Genomic DNA, 15,294 nt, shown 5'->3' with positions numbered 1-15,294 from the left:
GCGATCGGGTGGTTCAGACGAGGGACCCGTAGAGGCCGGGGCGGCGGCCCTCCAGATACGGGTTGGTCTCGCGGGAGGCGGCGAGGAGGCCGGGTTCGGCGTCCGCGAGGACCAGTTCCTCGGTCCGGCCGGCGCGGGCGCGGGCCACCCCGTCGGGGCCTGCGAGAGCGGAGAGCCCGACGAACTCGAACTCGCCCTCGGTACCGGCCCGGTTGACGTAGGCGATGTACATCTGGTTCTCGAAGGCGCGCACCGGGACCAGGGATTCGGCGACGAACTGGAACGGGTGCATCAGCGCCGTCGGGACGACGAGGAGGTCGGTGCCGGCCAGGGCGTGGGCGCGTACGTTCTCCGGGAACTCGACGTCGTAGCAGATGATCAGGCCGACGGTCAGTCCGTTCAGCTCCGCCTGGACGACCGGCTGCTCGCCCGGCGTGAACTGGGCGTGCTCGAAGTCGCCGAACAGGTGCGTCTTGCGGTAGTTGGCGAGGCGGGTGCCGTCGGCGGAGATCAGCTGCACGGAGTTGTGGACCGTCTCGCCGTCCCGCTCCGGGTAGCCGTAGGCGACGGCCAGTCCGTGCCTGCAGGCCAGCTCCGCGACCGCGTCCGCCCAGTCGCCGTCGGCGGGCTCGGCCAGCCGGCCGATGTCGCCGCCGATCGCGTACCCGGTCAGGAACAGCTCCGACGTCGCCAGCAGCCCGGCCCCGGCGGCGGCGGCACGGCCGGCGGCGGCGTCGAGGACCTTGAGGTTCTCGCCGACGGAGCCGGGACGGCCGGAGCTTTGGAGCAGGGCGGTGCGCATGGACGTTCCTCACCGGTACGGGGGGTCGGGGATCGCTTAGACGCTACGGTCGGCGACCCCGGCGAACAAGCGGCAGCCGTTGCGCGTCGGTGAGCTGTTCGTTGCGTGCGCCCGGGGATGGACGGCGATTCGTTGCACGGGCCGTGTCGGCTGCAACGGGCGCCTGACCTGCGACGGGCTGAGGCGGGCGAAGGCCGGACGCGAGACCCTAGCCCGGCGCGCCCGAGGAGAAGCGGCGCAGGAGGGGGGAGAGCACCAGGACGGACTTCGTCCGTTCCACGAAGGGCTCGCCGGCGATCCGCTCCAGGACCCGCTCGAAGTGGCGCATGTCGGCGGCGAAGACCTGGACGATCGCGTCCGCCTCGCCGGTGACGGTGGAGGCGGACACGACCTCCTGATAGCGCTCAAGGCCGCGCTGGATGGTCTCCGGGGAGGTGTTGCTGCGGCAGTAGATCTCGACGAACCCCTCGGTCTCCCAGCCGAGCGCCGCCGGATCGACCCGGACGGTGAAGCCGGTGATGGCGCCGGTGGCGCGCAGCCTGTCCACGCGCCGCTTCACGGCGGGCGCGGACAGGCCGACCAGTTGACCGATGTCCGCGTAGGAGCGGCGGGCGTCCTCGGCGAGGGCGTGCACGATGCGTTCGTCGAGATCGTTCAGCACTGTGGGTGGTTCACTTCTCAGGGACTCGGCGGGCTCAGTTCCAGCTGGCGTGCAGCGGCTTGCCCTCGGCGTAGCCGGCCGCGCTCTGGATGCCGACGATGGCCTTGTCGGCGAACTCCTCCAGGGAGCCGGCCCCGGCGTAGGTGCACGAGGAGCGGACGCCGGCGATGATCGCGTCGATCAGGTCCTCGACGCCCGGCATGGCCGGGTCGAGGAACATCCGGGAGGTGGAGATGCCCTCCTCGAACAGCGCCTTGCGGGCGCGGTCGTACGCCGACTCCTCGGAAGTGCGGTTGCGCACCGCGCGCGCGGAGGCCATGCCGAACGACTCCTTGTAGGGGCGTCCGTCGGCGTCGTGCTGGAGGTCGCCGGGCGACTCGTAGGTGCCCGCGAACCAGGAGCCGATCATCACGTTGGACGCGCCCGCGGCGAGCGCCATGGCCACGTCGCGCGGGTGGCGGACCCCGCCGTCGGCCCACACGTGCTTGCCGTACTTCCTCGCCTCGGCCGCGCACTCCAGGACCGCGGAGAACTGCGGGCGGCCCACGCCGGTCATCATGCGGGTGGTGCACATGGCGCCCGGTCCCACGCCGACCTTGACGATGTCCGCGCCCGCCTCGATCAGGTCCTTGACGCCCTCGGCGGAGACGATGTTGCCGGCGACGACGGGCACCCGCGGGTCGAGGTCGCGCACCAGCTTGACGGCGTTGATCATCGACTCCTGGTGGCCGTGCGCGGTGTCGATGACGAGCGTGTCGACGCCCGCGTCGAGCAGTTGCTCGGCCTTGCCCGCCACGTCGCCGTTGATGCCCACGGCGGCGGCGATGCGCAGCTTGCCCCGGGCGTCGGTGGCGGGGGTGTACAGCGTGGCGCGCAGGGCACCCTTGCGGGTGAGGATGCCGGCGAGCCTGCCGTCCCTGTCCACGGCGGGCGCGTAGCGGCGGTTGGCCCCGTCCAGGGTGTTGAAGGCCTCGCGCGGGTCGATGTCCGCGTCCAGCAGGAGCAGGTCCTTGCTCATGACCACTTCGAGCTGGGTGAAGCGGTCGACGCCGGTCAGGTCCCGGTCGGTGACGACGCCGACCGGCCGGTGCTGCTCGTCGACGACCACGCCGGCGTTGTGCGCGCGCTTCGGCAGCAGGGCCAGGGCGTCGGCGACGGTCTGGTGCGGGGCCAGCACGATCGGCGTGTCCAGGACGAGGTGGCGGCTCTTGACCCAGGAGATCACGTCGGTGACGACGTCGATCGGGATGTCCTGCGGGAGGGCCACGAGACCACCGCGGCGGGCCACGGTCTCGGCCATGCGGCGCCCGGCGATGGCGGTCATGTTGGCGACGACGAGCGGGATGGTGGTGCCCGTGCCGTCCGGGGAGCCGAGGTCCACGCCCTGACGTGAGCCGACCGCGCTGCGGCTCGGCACCATGAAGACGTCGTCGTACGTCAGGTCGTACGCGGGCTGGATGTCATTGAGGAAACGCACGTGCCGCACATCCCAGTCGATCAGAGGTGACCCCCGGACAGGTCCGCCAGGGGGAAAGAGCACGTACTTCATTCTCCCATGGCGGGAACCGTGCCATGCCCGCACGGAAGGTCCAGGCCGGCCGGCGGCCCGCTAGGAGGAACCTCCAAGCGCGAGGGCGACGTCCAGGCCAGGCCGGCCGCCCGCCGCGGCGGCGAAGACCTCCTCGGCGATCTCCCACTCCTCCGGTCTGGCCTGCGCGTAGCCCTGCCAGTCCCGGACCACGACCAGCATTCCGCGCTTCACGGCCTCGGCGGGCCAGAGGGTCTCGTCGCCGAGACTGTCGGCCAGGGCGTCCCAGTTCCGTCCGAACCAGTCGGGCAGCGCGAGGTCACGGGCGGCACGGTCCATCAGTGCCGCCTTGTCCGTGACACCGTCGAGGTCCAGCGTGACCACGACCCGGCCCGCCAGGTCTTCGCTCATCTCAGTACCGCCCGGAACGTGTTGTAGTGATCATCGGTGTAGTAGAACTCCCCGCCCTGGCCGCTGACGATGCGCCTGGCCCCGCGGTCGCGCGAGCCGGGGGTGCGCACCGTGTACTCGTGGTAGTAGCCGCGCGGCTCCTTGGGCAGCCGCCCCTCGAAATTGCCGAAGACGGTGTTGTCCTGCCGGTACGGGTAGGGGCCGCCCCTGTCGACGAGGTCCAGGGTCTGCCGGGCCTCGGCCGGCAGCCGGGACTGACTGATCGTGGCCATCCCGTGCGCCCACGAAGGGGCGGAGGGGTCGGAACCGGCCTGCCCGGAGGGCGAGCAGCCCGTCAGGAGGACGGCGAGCGTGACGAGGAGCCCCGCGAACACACGGGGGACGAACCGCAGCAGCATGCCGACGATGCTCCCACGGCCGCCCCGCCGTGTGCTCGTCAGGTGCCGTCCGGGTCCGCCCTGTTGAGAGCGGGCCGGGGGGCGGGGCCCGCTGTCAACAGATAGTCCGCGGCCGAGGTGTCCGTGACCAGGCTGGTGACCAGACCGGACCGGAGCACCGCGTCGATCGCCGCCGCCTTGCGCTGCCCGCCCGCGATCGCGACGACCTCGGGGATACGGCGCAACTGGTCGGCCTTGACCGTGATGCACCGCTCCCCCAGGTCCCGTCCGATCCGGCGGCCCTCGGCGTCGAAGAGGTGCGCGGCCATCTCGGCGGCGACGCCGAGCGAGGCGTAGTGGGCCCGCTCCTCGTCGCTGAGCATGTCGTGCACCGTCGAGATGCCGGGCTCCCAGGAGCCGATGGACACGCAGGCGACCGTGACCTTGTCGAAGTATTCAAACGCGCGTGCGATTCCGGTCTGGTGGCGCAGCGCCCCCGCGGTGGCCGCGTCCGGCAGCAGCATCGGCGCGTAGATGGGGTGGGCGTCGCCGCCCGAGACCTGGGCGGCGCGGCGCACGGCCTCCACCGAGCCGCGCTCGGAGGTCCCGGCGTCGTACACCCCGGTGAGCTGCACCACCGTGCACGGTGGCAGCCGGTTCAGGGCCGCCGCCATGTGGATGGTGGACCTGCCCCAGGCCAGACCCAGCACGGCTCCCTCGTCGACGAGCTCGCCGAGCAGGTCGGCGGCCACTTCGCCGAGGTTCTCGGGGTCGGGCGTCTCCTCTGCCTCGGCCGGGGACTCGACCACCACGGCGTGCCTGAGGCCGTAGCGGGCGCGGAGCGCGTCGGAGCGCTCGGCGTCCAGCTCGGCGGGCACGCGGATCTCGATGCGCACGAGATCCCGTTCGAGAGCGGTCTCCAGGACCCGGGCCACCTTGAAGCGGCTGACGCCGAACTCCTCGGCGATCTGGATCTTCGATTTGCCCTCGAGGTAGAAACGGCGGGCCATGGCCGCCGCCTGCACCAGCTCAGCGGGTCCCATCCGCATGGCTGACCGGCCCGCCGACATACCCGACACGGCGATCTCCTCACTGCTGTTCACACTCTGGATTCACCGTTCATCCTTGCAGATGCGGCGCGCTTGATCAGCCCTGATGGTTGCCGTTCACGCAGTCGTTGTTCAGTGTCCGCATGCCCAGGACGCCTTGGCGGTGGCCGTTTCCGCCTGATGGCGCAGGGCACGCACCGCTTCCGCGGGGTCCTCGGCAGCGTAGACCGCCGAGCCGGCGACGAACACGTCCGCGCCGGCCTCCGCGCACCGCTCGATCGTCGAGGCCGACACCCCGCCGTCGACCTGGAGCCACAGCTGGAGGCCGTGCTTGGCGATCAGCTCCCGAGTGCGGCGGATCTTGGGCAGCATGATGTCGAGGAAGGCCTGGCCGCCGAAGCCCGGCTCCACCGTCATGATCAGGAGCATGTCGAGCTCGGGGAGCAGGTCCTCGTACGGCTCGATCGGCGTGGCGGGCTTGAGGGCCATCGAGGCCCGGGCGCCCTTGGCGCGGATCTCGCGGGCCAGCCGGACGGGGGCGGCGGCCGCCTCGACGTGGAAGGTCACGGAGGAGGCGCCCGCCTCGACATACTGGGGCGCCCAGCGGTCCGGCTGCTCGATCATCAGGTGGCAGTCCAGCGGGGTGTCCGTCGCCCGGGCCAGGGACTCCACGACGGGCACGCCCAGCGTGAGGTTCGGGACGAAGTGGTTGTCCATGACGTCGACGTGGAGCCAGTCGGCCCCTTCGACCGCCTGCGCCTCCTCGGCGAGGCGCGCGAAGTCGGCGGACAGGATGCTGGGGTTGATCTGCACGGCCATGCCCCAAGCGTGCCATGCCCGGGCCCGCCGATCCGCCCCGGTACCCGGCTGAATCCAAGAGGACCGCGAAGGGGCCGGTCAGCCGGTGCGGCGGAGCAGGGCCAGGTACATCGCGTCGGTTCCGTGCAGATGCGGCCACAGCTGTACGTCGGGGCCGTCGCCGAGGACTCCGACGCCCGGCAGCAGGGGACGGGCGTCGATCAGCTCGGCCCCGGGGAACTGCTTGAGCACGTCGCCGACCACGGCCCGGGTCTCGGCGAGGTGGGGCGAACACGTCGCGTAGCCGACCACACCGCCGACGCGCACCGACTCCAGGGCCGTGCGCAGCAGGCCGCGCTGGAGCGGGGCGAAGCCGTCCAGGTCCTCCGGGCGGCGGCGCCACCGGGCCTCGGGGCGGCGGCGCAGGGCACCGAGCCCGGTGCACGGGACGTCGACGAGGACACGGTCGAAGCTCCCGGGCCGCCAAGCCGGGCGCGTGCCGTCGGCGGCGATGACCTGGTACGGGCCGGGGTTGCCGGCCAGCGCCTTGGCCACCAGGCCGGCCCGGTGGGGCTGCTTCTCCGAGGCGAGCAGCACGGCTCCGCGCTCGGCGGCCAGCGCCGCCAGCAGGGCCGCCTTGCCGCCGGGGCCCGCGCATCCGTCGAGCCACTTGTCGTCGGGGCCGTCGAGGGGTGCGTTCGCCAGGGCGAGCGCGACGAGCTGGCTGCCCTCGTCCTGGACGCCGGCCCGGCCCTCCCGTACGGCGTCCACGGCGCCCGGTTCGCCGCCCTCGGTCAGCCGCACGGCGTACGGCGACCAGCGGCCCGGCAGCGCGGCCTCCTCGCGCAGCAGTTCCTCGGTGGTGGACCGTCCGGGCCGGGCGACCAGAGTGACCTCCGGCCGCTCGTTGTCGGCCTCCAGCAGGTCCTCGATCCCTGCGCGTGGGCCGCCGAGGGAGTCCCACAGGGCGGAGACGACCCAGCGGGGATGGGAGTGGACGACGGCGAGGTGGTCCTCGGGGTCCTCGTCGTAGGGCGGGGCGACCTTCTCCAGCCATCCGTCGAGGTCGTTCCGCGCGACCTTGCGGAGCACGGCGTTGACGAACTTGGCCCGTCCGTCGCCGAGGACGACCCGGGCGAGCTCGACGGTGGAGGACACCGCGGCGTGGCTCGGGATGCGCGTCCCGAGAAGCTGATGGGCGCCGAGGGACAGCACGTCCAGGACGGGCGGGTCGACCTCCCTCAGCGGACGGTCGACACAGGCCTCGATGACCGCGTCGTACGTCCCCTGGCGGCGCAGCGTGCCGTACACCAGCTCGGTGGCCAGGGCCGCGTCCCGGCCGTCGAAGCCGCCCTTCTCGCGTGCCTTGCGCAGCAGCGGGGGCAGGACGAGGTTGGCGTAGGCGTCCCGCTCGTCCACGGCGCGCAGCGCCTCGAAGGCGAGGACGCGGACGGGGTCCTTCTGGGGCCGGCGGTAGGGCTTGGCGGGCTTGCGGGGCCGACGGGTGTCGCTCACGAAAAAGGTGCTCCGGTTGTCTGGGTGCGCCGCGCTCGGACACGCGGTGCACCCAGCCTACGTCCCGGCCGGGGCCGCCCGGTCAGCCCCCGAGCGTCTCGCCCTCGGCGATCCGCGCCCCGCGCGCCCAGTCCGCCGCCCGCATCGGCTTCTTGCCCTGCGCCTGCACCCACAGCAGCTCAACGGCGTACGAACCGGTGCCGGCATGGACGTCGTTCTTGCCGACGGCGAGCGCGCCCGGGGCGAGGTCGGTGCGCTGCGGCGCCGGGGCGGCCTGGATCAGCTTGAGCCGCTCGCCGCGGAACGTGGTCCAGGCGCCGGGCGCCGGTGTGCAGCCGCGCACCACACGGTCCACGCGCAGGGCGGGGGCCGTCCAGTCGATCCGGGCGTCCTCGACGGTGATCTTGGGGGCGAGGGTCACGCCCTCGGCCGGCTGCGGCACGGCCTTGAGGGTGCCCTCCTCGATGCCGTCCATGGTCGCGGCGAGCAGTCCTGCCCCGGCGAGGGCGAGCCGGGTGAGCAGGTCGCCGCTGGTGTCGGTGGGCCGGATCCGCTCGGTGACGGTGCCGTAGACCGGGCCGGAGTCGAGTCCTTCCTCGATGAGGAAGGTGGACGCGCCGGTGATCTCGTCCCCGGCCATGAGCGCGTGCTGCGCGGGCGCGGCGCCGCGCCAGGCGGGCAGCAGGGAGAAGTGCAGGTTGACCCAGCCGTGGGCGGGGATGTCGAGGGCCACCCTGGGCAGCAGGGCGCCGTAGGCGACGACCGGGCAGCAGTCCGGGGCGATCTCCCTCAGCCGCTCCAGGAAGTCCGGGTCCCGCGGCTTGACCGGCTTGAGCACCTCGATCCCGGCCTCCTCCGCCCGTTCGGCGACCGGGCTCGCGACCAGCCTGCGCCCGCGCCCGGCCGGCGCGTCGGGCCGGGTGACGACGGCGGCCACCTCGTGCCGCCCGGAGGCGAGCAGAGCGTCCAGAGCGGGAACGGCGACCTCGGGGGTACCGGCGAAGACGAGCTTCATGGGGTGGCTTGGGCCTCTCGGGCGGGATGGACGGCGGGCAGCGCACCAGTCTATGACCCCGCACGAAATGCGGTGGCCGACAGACGGGATGGCGGCGGCGGACGGCGGCGCCCCGCAGCGGGCAACGGTCGGCGTGCCACGGGAGCCTGGCGGCCGGCGACGGGCGGTGAGGGGCGGACGGGAGGCGACGGGCGGCGAGCCACCGGGACCTGGCGGCCGGCAACGGGCGGTGAGGGCCGGACGGGGGCGGCGGGCCACCGGGACCTGGCGGCCGGCAACGCGAGATGAGGGCCTGACGGGAGGCGCCGGGACACTGGGCGTGTGGGGCGGGGCGCCGGGCGGCAGGCCACCATATGGGGCGGCGGGCGCCGGGCGGCGGGCCCCGGTGGGTGCCTGTCGGCGAGCGACAGACGGCGGACCGTGAGGCCTGGTGGCAAGCGGCGGGCGGCGAAGCCCTGTAGCCGGCGACGAGGGCGGGCCGCCAGGGCCCGGCGGCCGGCAACAGGCGGCGAGGGGCGGACGGGAGGCGACAGGCGGCGGGCCGCCGGGGCCTGGCGGCCGGCAACGCGAGATGAGGGCCTGACGGGAGGCGGCGGGCCACTGGGCGTGTGGGGCGGGGCACCAGCGAGGGCGGCAGGCCACCGCACGGGGCGGCGGGCCCCGGTGCGTGCCTGTCGGTCGGGAGCGACAGGCGGCGGGCCGCGAGGCCTGGTGGCAAGCGGCGGGCGGCGAGGCCCGGTAGCTGGCGACGGGCGGTGGGCCGCCGGGGCCTGGTGGCAGGCGACACCCGGTCAGGGTCCGTGGGCAAGCGACAGGCGGCGGGCCACCGGGCCGTGAGCGCCTAGGGGTAAGCGACGGGCGGGGCCCCCGTGGCGGGAGACGAGCGGTGCGGGGCCGGGGGGCAAGCCACGGTTGGTCCAGGGGCCCGGCGGCAAGGGACAGGCGGTGGGCCGCAGGGCCCGGCGGGCCCGGCGGGCGGCGGCTCGTGGTGGGGCTTGCCGTGTGGTCGCGCAGCGTGCGGCCGGCGCGCGGGGGCGTACGTATGTCTTCCTACGCCCCCACACCGTGACCCGCGGAGCTGAAGCGCGTTGGTCAAGAAAGAGTTGACCACAGCGGGCCGCTGTTCGGCCCGATTCCTTTCAACGCCGGTTCGAGAGGCTTGTTCATGGCCGACCACGCAACCCACGACGCCCAGGCCCGGGCCAGCCTTCACTTGCTGGTGCGGGACATCGAGCGGGTCCGCCGGCAGGTGGACGCACTGCGCACGCTCACCGCCCAGCTGGGCAACGTCTACCGCCCGCGCCGCTCCGGCCCCTCCACGGGCTTCGTCGTCTACGGACGTGCCCCCGCCCCGACCGTCCGTCTCGCCCAGGAGCTGCGGGACAGCGTCGAGACCCTGGTCACGGCCGCCGTGGACTTCGACCGCTCGCTCGGCTTCTCGTGGGACGCCGTCGGCTCGGCCCTCGGCGTCACCAAGCAGGCCGTCCACCGGCGCTACGGCGCCCGCCGCGCGGCGGCCCAGGCGGCGCCCGAGGCCGAGCGGGCCCCGGACCCGGCGGGCACCAGTAGGGTCAACGTCGGCACCGGCATCACCACGGTCCCCGCGGCCCGCTCCATGCCGACCCAGCCGACGGCCGGCAGCCCGGTCCTCCGCGACGACCCCCGCCCCACGGCCTTCCCGAGCCCGCGCAACGGCTGACCTCATTTTTCCCTCCCGGCCGGCATCCGGGAGGGCCTCGGCCGCGAAAGGGCCGTCAGCCGATGTCCGGTGGGTCGACGCGGATCCAGACCGGGTCGGGGGTTCCGCGGGTCAGACGGGCCGCCTGGGCGGACTTCAGGGCGGCGGCCAAGGCGGCTCCGGTGCCGGGCGGTACGCGGATCAGGGCGCGCGTCCAGTGCTCGCCGGGCGGGGGCGCGCCGGAGCGGCGGGGACGGCCCGGAGGCGTGACCGGCAGCGGGACGGGGCCCAGCACCTCCGCATCACGCGGCAGTTCGACGGTGGGGAGGAAGTCCGACACCGCCTCCGCCGGGCCCGACACGGCCGCCATGCGGGACACCGGCGGGAACCCGAGTTCGGCGCGCTCGGACAGCTCCCGCAGGGCGTGACCGACGGGATCCCAGCGCACCAGCGCCTGCACGGGCCGCAGCGTCGGTTCGGCGACGACGACCACGGTGCCGCCCTCCGGCTGCGGCCGGACGAGCGCGGCGGCGGCGATCCAGCGCCGCAGCGCGTCCTCGCCCGCGCGCAGATCGGGCCGCCCGAGCATGGCCCAGCCGTCCAGGAGCAGCGCCGCCGCGTACCCGCCCTCGGCCACGGGCTCCGCGCCCGGGGTGCTCACCACGAGCGCCGGTGCCCCCGGCACCGTGTCCAGCACATGCTCGCGTCCCGAGGTCCGCACCGGCACGGACGGAAACGCCTGGCCCAGTTCCTCGGCGGTCCGCCGCGCACCGACGACCTGGGCCCGCAGCCGGAACGAGCCGCACTCCGGGCAGTGCCAGGCCGGCTCCTGGCGCCCGCACCAGCCGCAGCCGAGCGCCCCCGCGTCCTGCCCCTGGAGGGGCCCCGCGCAGTGCCGGCACCGCGCGGGCGCCCTGCACTGCGCGCAGGCCATCCGCGGTACGTAGCCCCGGCGGGGCACCTGCACCAGCACGGGCCCGTGCCGCAGTCCTTCCCTGGCCGCCTGCCAGGCGAGCGAGGGCAGCCGTGCGGCCCGCGCGGCCTCGTCCCGGGCGAGCTCGGCGTCGCCGACCGTGCGCACCAGCGGAGCCGCCCGCCGCACCTGTTCCCGCGCGGCGACGAGCGGCCGGGCCCAGCCGCTCTCGACGAGCTGCGCCGCGTCCACCGTGCAGCTCCAACCGCCCAGCAGGAAACCGCACTTGTCCTGTGCGGCGCGCAGCAGCAGCACCTCGCGGGCGTGCGGCTGCGGCGCGTGCTGCTCGCTGTGGCTGTCGTCCCCGTCGTCCCACAGCGCGACCAGACCGAGGTCCTGTACCGGCGCGAACATCGCGGCCCTGGTGCCGACGACGGCCCGTACGGAGCCCCGGCGCACGGCGAGCCACTGCCGGTACCGCTTCTCCGGCCCCGCGTCGGCGGTGAGCAGCGCGTGCCGTCCCTCGCCGAGGAGGGCGGTCAGCGCGGCGTCGATCCGGGCGGCGGCCCGCCCGTCCGGTACGACGACGAGCGCGCCGCGTCCCGAGGCGAGCGCGGCGGCGACGGCGCGGGCCAGTTCCTCGCTCCACCCGGGTCCGGGCAGCGCGTTCCACACGGCCCGCGGCGAGCCGCCCGCGGCCAGGGCCCGTACGAACGCGGCCCCCTGCTCGTACCGGGCCCAGGAACCCGGGTCGGGGGCGGGCGGCGGTGGCAGCGGTGCGGGCGAGGGCCGTTCCTCAGCGCGCGCCCTGCGCGGCGGCACGGCGAGTTGGAGCACGTCGGCGACGCTGCCCGCGTACCGGTCGGCGACGGCCCGGGCCAGGCCGAGCAGTTCCTCGCTGAGCACGGGCTCAGGCGAGACGACCTGGGCGAGCGCGGCGAGAGGCCCCGCGTAGTCGGACTCGGCCCGGCGCTCGATCAGGAACCCGTCGATGAGCCCGCCGCCCTCGCGCCGCCCCTCGCGCACCCGGTGCCGTCCGGCTCCGAACCGCACGCGCACCCGCACCCCGGGCCGCGCCTCCGCGTCCAGCTCGGCCGGCACGGCGTAGTCGAAGTACCGGTCGAGGTGCAGTGCGCCCTTGTCGACCAGTACGCGCGCCACGGGCAGTTCCCCGGCGAGCGCGGCACCGCGCCAGGTGCGCGGCTTGGCCCGTGGCTCCTTCGCCTTGCGCACGGTCTCCCGGATGAGCGCAAGCTGCTCGGGCGGCGCCCCCGCGGCCCCGCCGTGCCCCGTCCCGTTCTCGCTGCTCACGCTTGCATTCTTACCAAACGGGACCGACAACCGACGGCGAGCGAGGCCCGGACCCCTGTGGGGTCCGGGCCTCGCTCAGGTCTCGCGGCAGCCAGGGGCCTGCGGCCCCCGGGTCCTACAGACCCGCCGCCGCGCGCAGCGCGTCCACGCGGTCCGTGCGCTCCCAGGTGAAGTCGGGCAGCTCACGGCCGAAGTGACCGTAGGCGGCCGTCTGGGCGTAGATCGGGCGGAGCAGGTCGAGGTCGCGGATGATAGCGGCCGGACGCAGGTCGAAGACCTCGTCGATCGCCTTCTCGATCTTCTCGGGCTCCACCTTGTGGGTGCCGAAGGTCTCCACGAACAGGCCCACCGGCTCGGCCTTGCCGATCGCGTAGGCGACCTGGACCTCGCAGCGGGCGGCCAGGCCCGCCGCCACCACGTTCTTCGCGACCCAGCGCATCGCGTACGCGGCCGAGCGGTCCACCTTGGACGGGTCCTTGCCGGAGAAGGCTCCGCCGCCGTGCCGGGCCATGCCGCCGTAGGTGTCGATGATGATCTTGCGGCCGGTCAGACCCGCGTCGCCCATCGGGCCGCCGATCTCGAACCGGCCGGTGGGGTTGACCAGCAGCCGGTAGCCGTCGGTGTCCAGCTTGATGCCGTCCTCCAGCAGCGCCTTCAGCTCCGGCTCGACGACGAACTCGCGGATGTCGGGCGCCAGCAGCGAGTCCAGGTCGATGTCGGAGGCGTGCTGCGAGGAGACCACCACGGTGTCCAGGCGGACCGCCTTGTCGCCGTCGTACTCGATGGTGACCTGGGTCTTGCCGTCCGGGCGCAGGTAGGGGATCGTGCCGTTCTTGCGCACGTCCGACAGGCGCTTGGACAGCCGGTGCGCCAGGAAGATAGGCAGCGGCATCAGCGTCGGGGTCTCGTCGGAGGCGTATCCGAACATCAGGCCCTGGTCGCCCGCGCCCTGCCGGTCCAGCTCGTCACCCGCGGCGCCGCCGTCGACCCGGGACTCGTACGCCGTGTCGACGCCCTGGGCGATGTCGGGGGACTGCGCGCCGATCGAGACGGACACGCCGCAGGAGGCGCCGTCGAAGCCCTTCTTGGAGGAGTCGTAGCCGATCTCGAGGATCTTGTCGCGGACCAGGGTCGCGATGTCCGCGTAGGTCTTGGTGGTGACCTCGCCGGCCACGTGCACCAGGCCGGTGGTGATCAGTGTCTCCACGGCGACCCGGGAGGTCGGGTCCTCGCGCAGAAGCGCGTCGAGAATGGTGTCGCTGATCTGGTCAGCGATCTTGTCGGGGTGACCCTCGGTCACGGACTCCGAGGTGAACAGGCGACGGGACACAACGCTCCCTGGGGTTGCAGCGGCTGCTGGCTGATCATTGGCGGACGGACACGGGGCTGCGCCCGGCCTCGTCCGAGAACAGTTTATCGGTCGCGCTCGGCCGCCGGCCCACCTGTCTCGCCTCTCGGGAGTGCTGTGACCTGCGGCACGGGCATTCTGCCGAAGCCCGGCGACCTTGGCCAGAGTCGCCACGCGCCGGGCTTCGAAGTTCGGCGGGACAGTGCGGGCCGGAGGGCGCTCAGCCGAGCCGGGCGGCCACCAGGTCCCACACAGTTTCGGCCAGAGCCTCCTTCGGGCCGTGCGGCACGGGTGTCTCGCCGCCGTCGGCGGCCAGCACCACGGCCTCGTTGTCCTCCGCGCCGAAGGTCCTGCGCTCCCCCACCTCGTTGACCACGAGCAGGTCGCAGCCCTTGCGGGCGAGCTTCTTGCGCCCGTTGGCGAGGACGTCGTCGGTCTCCGCGGCGAATCCCACGATCACCTGTCCGGGGCGCGCCCGTTCGGCTGATATCTCGGCGAGGATGTCCGGATTGCGTACCAGCGTGATGGGCTCGGGGTCCTCGCCGTCCTTCTTCTTGATCTTGCCGGTCGCGTAGCTCGCGGGCCGGAAGTCGGCGACCGCGGCCGCCATGACCACCGCGTCGGCGTCCGCGGCGGCCTTCAGCACGGCCTCCCGCAACTGCACGGCCGTGCCGACCCGGACGAGGTCCACGCCCGCCGGGTCCGGCAGGGCGGTGTTGGCGGCGACGAGCGTGACCCGGGCCCCGCGGGCCGCCGCCGTCCGGGCGAGGGCGTAGCCCTGCTTGCCGGAGGAGCGGTTGCCGAGGAAGCGGACGGGGTCCAGGGGCTCGCGGGTGCCGCCGGCGCTGACGACGACGTGCCGCCCCGCGAGGTCGGGCTCGCTCGCGCCCCGGGCCAGCACACGGCGGCAGGCCTCGAAGATCTCCGCCGGTTCCGGCAGCCGGCCCTTTCCGGTGTCGACGCCGGTCAGCCGGCCGACCGCCGGTTCGACGACGACGGCCCCGCGGCGGCGCAGCGTCGCCACGTTGTCCTGGGTGGCCGGGTGCTCCCACATCTCGGTGTGCATCGCGGGGGCGAAGACCACCGGGCAGCGGGCGGTGAGCAGGGTGTTGGTCAGCAGGTCGTCGGCGAGGCCGTGGGCGGCCCTGGCGAGCATGTCGGCGGTGGCCGGGGCGACGACCACCAGGTCGGCCTGCTGCCCGATGCGCACGTGCGGCACCTCGTGGACGTCGTCCCAGACCTCGGTGGAGACGGGGTGGCCGGACAGGGCCGACCAGGTCGCGGCGCCGACGAACTGCAGCGCGGAGGCGGTCGGGACCACGCGCACGTCGTGACCGGACTCGGTCAGCCTGCGCAGCAGCTCGCACACCTTGTAGGCGGCGATGCCGCCACCGACGCCCAGAACGACCTTGGGCTTGCTCACCGGGCCTCCCCTCACTCGACACACGCACGCCGCGGCTCGTCGGCGTACGCGTCCATGCTGCATCATCGCGGGATCGGCTCCCGCACCCCCCGAGCACACCACAGGCCCGGCAGTCGCGCTGCCGGGCCTGTGGAAAAACCTGCTGCGATCCTCAGATATGAAGAACCGCGGGGACTACGGGCGGACTACTGGCCCGGGCCCTCGATGGCCTCGGACGTCAGCAGACCCGCGTTGATCTCGCGCAGGGCGATGGAGAGCGGCTTCTCGTGGACGTGGGTGTCGACGAGCGGACCGACGTACTCGAGGAGGCCCTCGCCGAGCTGCGAGTAGTACGCGTTGATCTGGCGGGCCCGCTTGGCCGCGTAGATCACGAGGCTGTACTTCGAGTCGGTGGCCTCGAGGAGCTCGTCGATCGGCGGGTTGATGATGCCCTCGGGCGCGGAGATGGAAGAGGACACGCTCTAC

The 15,294-nt window shown here is 73.8% G+C and carries 14 protein-coding genes; 1 reads left to right on the top strand and 13 read right to left on the bottom strand.

The features are described 5' to 3' along the window. Positions 1 to 13: 13 nt before the first annotated feature. The 9 genes from ACF09J_RS16705 to fmt all read right to left on the bottom strand — a co-directional run bounded on the left by ACF09J_RS16705 (position 14) and on the right by fmt (position 8,156). Positions 14 to 802 carry a carbon-nitrogen hydrolase family protein gene (locus ACF09J_RS16705; protein ID WP_392306137.1) on the bottom strand — a complete coding sequence of 263 codons (789 nt, stop codon included), beginning with the start codon at positions 800 to 802 and terminating at the stop codon, positions 14 to 16. Between the two features lie 208 nt (positions 803 to 1,010). Continuing rightward, entirely contained in the window at positions 1,011 to 1,463 is a 453-nt protein-coding gene (locus tag ACF09J_RS16700) for an Lrp/AsnC family transcriptional regulator (RefSeq protein WP_390828254.1), read from the bottom strand. A 34-nt stretch (positions 1,464 to 1,497) separates the two neighbouring features. After that, a complete protein-coding gene (locus tag ACF09J_RS16695; protein WP_392306136.1) occupies positions 1,498 to 2,940 on the bottom strand; it encodes a GuaB1 family IMP dehydrogenase-related protein in 1,443 nt (480 codons plus the stop codon). 132 nt (positions 2,941 to 3,072) lie between these two features. Then, a complete protein-coding gene (locus ACF09J_RS16690) occupies positions 3,073 to 3,402 on the bottom strand; it encodes a barstar family protein (protein WP_392306135.1) in 330 nt (109 codons plus the stop codon). After that, positions 3,399 to 3,800, bottom strand: a complete 402-nt coding sequence (locus tag ACF09J_RS16685) for a ribonuclease domain-containing protein (RefSeq protein WP_392306134.1) — start codon at positions 3,798 to 3,800, stop codon at positions 3,399 to 3,401. Before ACF09J_RS16685 ends, ACF09J_RS16690 begins: the two co-directional genes overlap by 4 nt. 38 nt (positions 3,801 to 3,838) lie before the next feature. Beyond that, positions 3,839 to 4,882, bottom strand: coding sequence for a sugar-binding transcriptional regulator (locus ACF09J_RS16680; protein ID WP_392306133.1), 1,044 nt, complete (start codon positions 4,880 to 4,882; stop codon positions 3,839 to 3,841). Between the two features lie 78 nt (positions 4,883 to 4,960). Continuing rightward, entirely contained in the window at positions 4,961 to 5,647 is a 687-nt protein-coding gene (gene rpe / locus ACF09J_RS16675; RefSeq protein WP_392306132.1) for a ribulose-phosphate 3-epimerase, read from the bottom strand. Positions 5,648 to 5,725: 78 nt separating this feature from the next. Beyond that, on the bottom strand, positions 5,726 to 7,141 hold the full coding sequence (locus ACF09J_RS16670; RefSeq protein WP_392306131.1) for an RsmB/NOP family class I SAM-dependent RNA methyltransferase: 1,416 nt from the start codon (positions 7,139 to 7,141) through the stop codon (positions 5,726 to 5,728). Between the two features lie 82 nt (positions 7,142 to 7,223). Beyond that, positions 7,224 to 8,156: a methionyl-tRNA formyltransferase gene (fmt, locus tag ACF09J_RS16665; protein ID WP_392306130.1), complete on the bottom strand. Its 933-nt coding sequence runs from the start codon at positions 8,154 to 8,156 to the stop codon at positions 7,224 to 7,226. A gap of 1,165 nt (positions 8,157 to 9,321) precedes the next feature. Here fmt and ACF09J_RS16660 point away from each other — a divergent pair. Then, positions 9,322 to 9,855 (top strand): hypothetical protein, encoded by a 534-nt coding sequence (locus ACF09J_RS16660; protein ID WP_392306129.1) that lies wholly within the window; start codon positions 9,322 to 9,324, stop codon positions 9,853 to 9,855. A 55-nt stretch (positions 9,856 to 9,910) separates the two neighbouring features. Here the strand turns inward: ACF09J_RS16660 and ACF09J_RS16655 are convergent, their stop codons facing one another. From ACF09J_RS16655 to rpoZ, 4 genes are all read right to left on the bottom strand, one after another. Beyond that, positions 9,911 to 12,058: a primosomal protein N' gene (locus tag ACF09J_RS16655; RefSeq protein WP_392306128.1), complete on the bottom strand. Its 2,148-nt coding sequence runs from the start codon at positions 12,056 to 12,058 to the stop codon at positions 9,911 to 9,913. A 115-nt stretch (positions 12,059 to 12,173) separates the two neighbouring features. Next, a complete protein-coding gene (gene metK, locus ACF09J_RS16650) occupies positions 12,174 to 13,388 on the bottom strand; it encodes a methionine adenosyltransferase (RefSeq protein ID WP_392306127.1) in 1,215 nt (404 codons plus the stop codon). A gap of 238 nt (positions 13,389 to 13,626) precedes the next feature. Then, on the bottom strand, positions 13,627 to 14,829 hold the full coding sequence (coaBC, locus tag ACF09J_RS16645) for a bifunctional phosphopantothenoylcysteine decarboxylase/phosphopantothenate--cysteine ligase CoaBC (RefSeq protein ID WP_392306126.1): 1,203 nt from the start codon (positions 14,827 to 14,829) through the stop codon (positions 13,627 to 13,629). Between the two features lie 185 nt (positions 14,830 to 15,014). Then, positions 15,015 to 15,287, bottom strand: a complete 273-nt coding sequence (rpoZ, locus tag ACF09J_RS16640) for a DNA-directed RNA polymerase subunit omega (protein WP_030577387.1) — start codon at positions 15,285 to 15,287, stop codon at positions 15,015 to 15,017. Positions 15,288 to 15,294 lie beyond the last annotated feature (7 nt).

Origin of the sequence: Streptomyces sp. NPDC014889 (assembly GCF_043081205.1) — a bacterium.
Taxonomy (GTDB): Bacteria; Actinomycetota; Actinomycetes; order Streptomycetales; family Streptomycetaceae; genus Streptomyces.
Note: the sequence above shows the minus strand (reverse complement) of the source record. Positions and strands in the feature narration are given on the sequence as shown.

Coding starts and splice junctions, on each gene's coding strand:
- ACF09J_RS16705 (WP_392306137.1), bottom strand. CDS start 802: ATGCGCACCGCCCTGCTCCAAAGCTCCGGCCGTCCCGGCTCCGTCGGC.
- fmt (WP_392306130.1), bottom strand. CDS start 8,156: ATGAAGCTCGTCTTCGCCGGTACCCCCGAGGTCGCCGTTCCCGCTCTG.
- ACF09J_RS16660 (WP_392306129.1), top strand. CDS start 9,322: ATGGCCGACCACGCAACCCACGACGCCCAGGCCCGGGCCAGCCTTCAC.
- ACF09J_RS16690 (WP_392306135.1), bottom strand. CDS start 3,402: ATGAGCGAAGACCTGGCGGGCCGGGTCGTGGTCACGCTGGACCTCGAC.
- rpe (WP_392306132.1), bottom strand. CDS start 5,647: ATGGCCGTGCAGATCAACCCCAGCATCCTGTCCGCCGACTTCGCGCGC.
- ACF09J_RS16685 (WP_392306134.1), bottom strand. CDS start 3,800: ATGCTGCTGCGGTTCGTCCCCCGTGTGTTCGCGGGGCTCCTCGTCACG.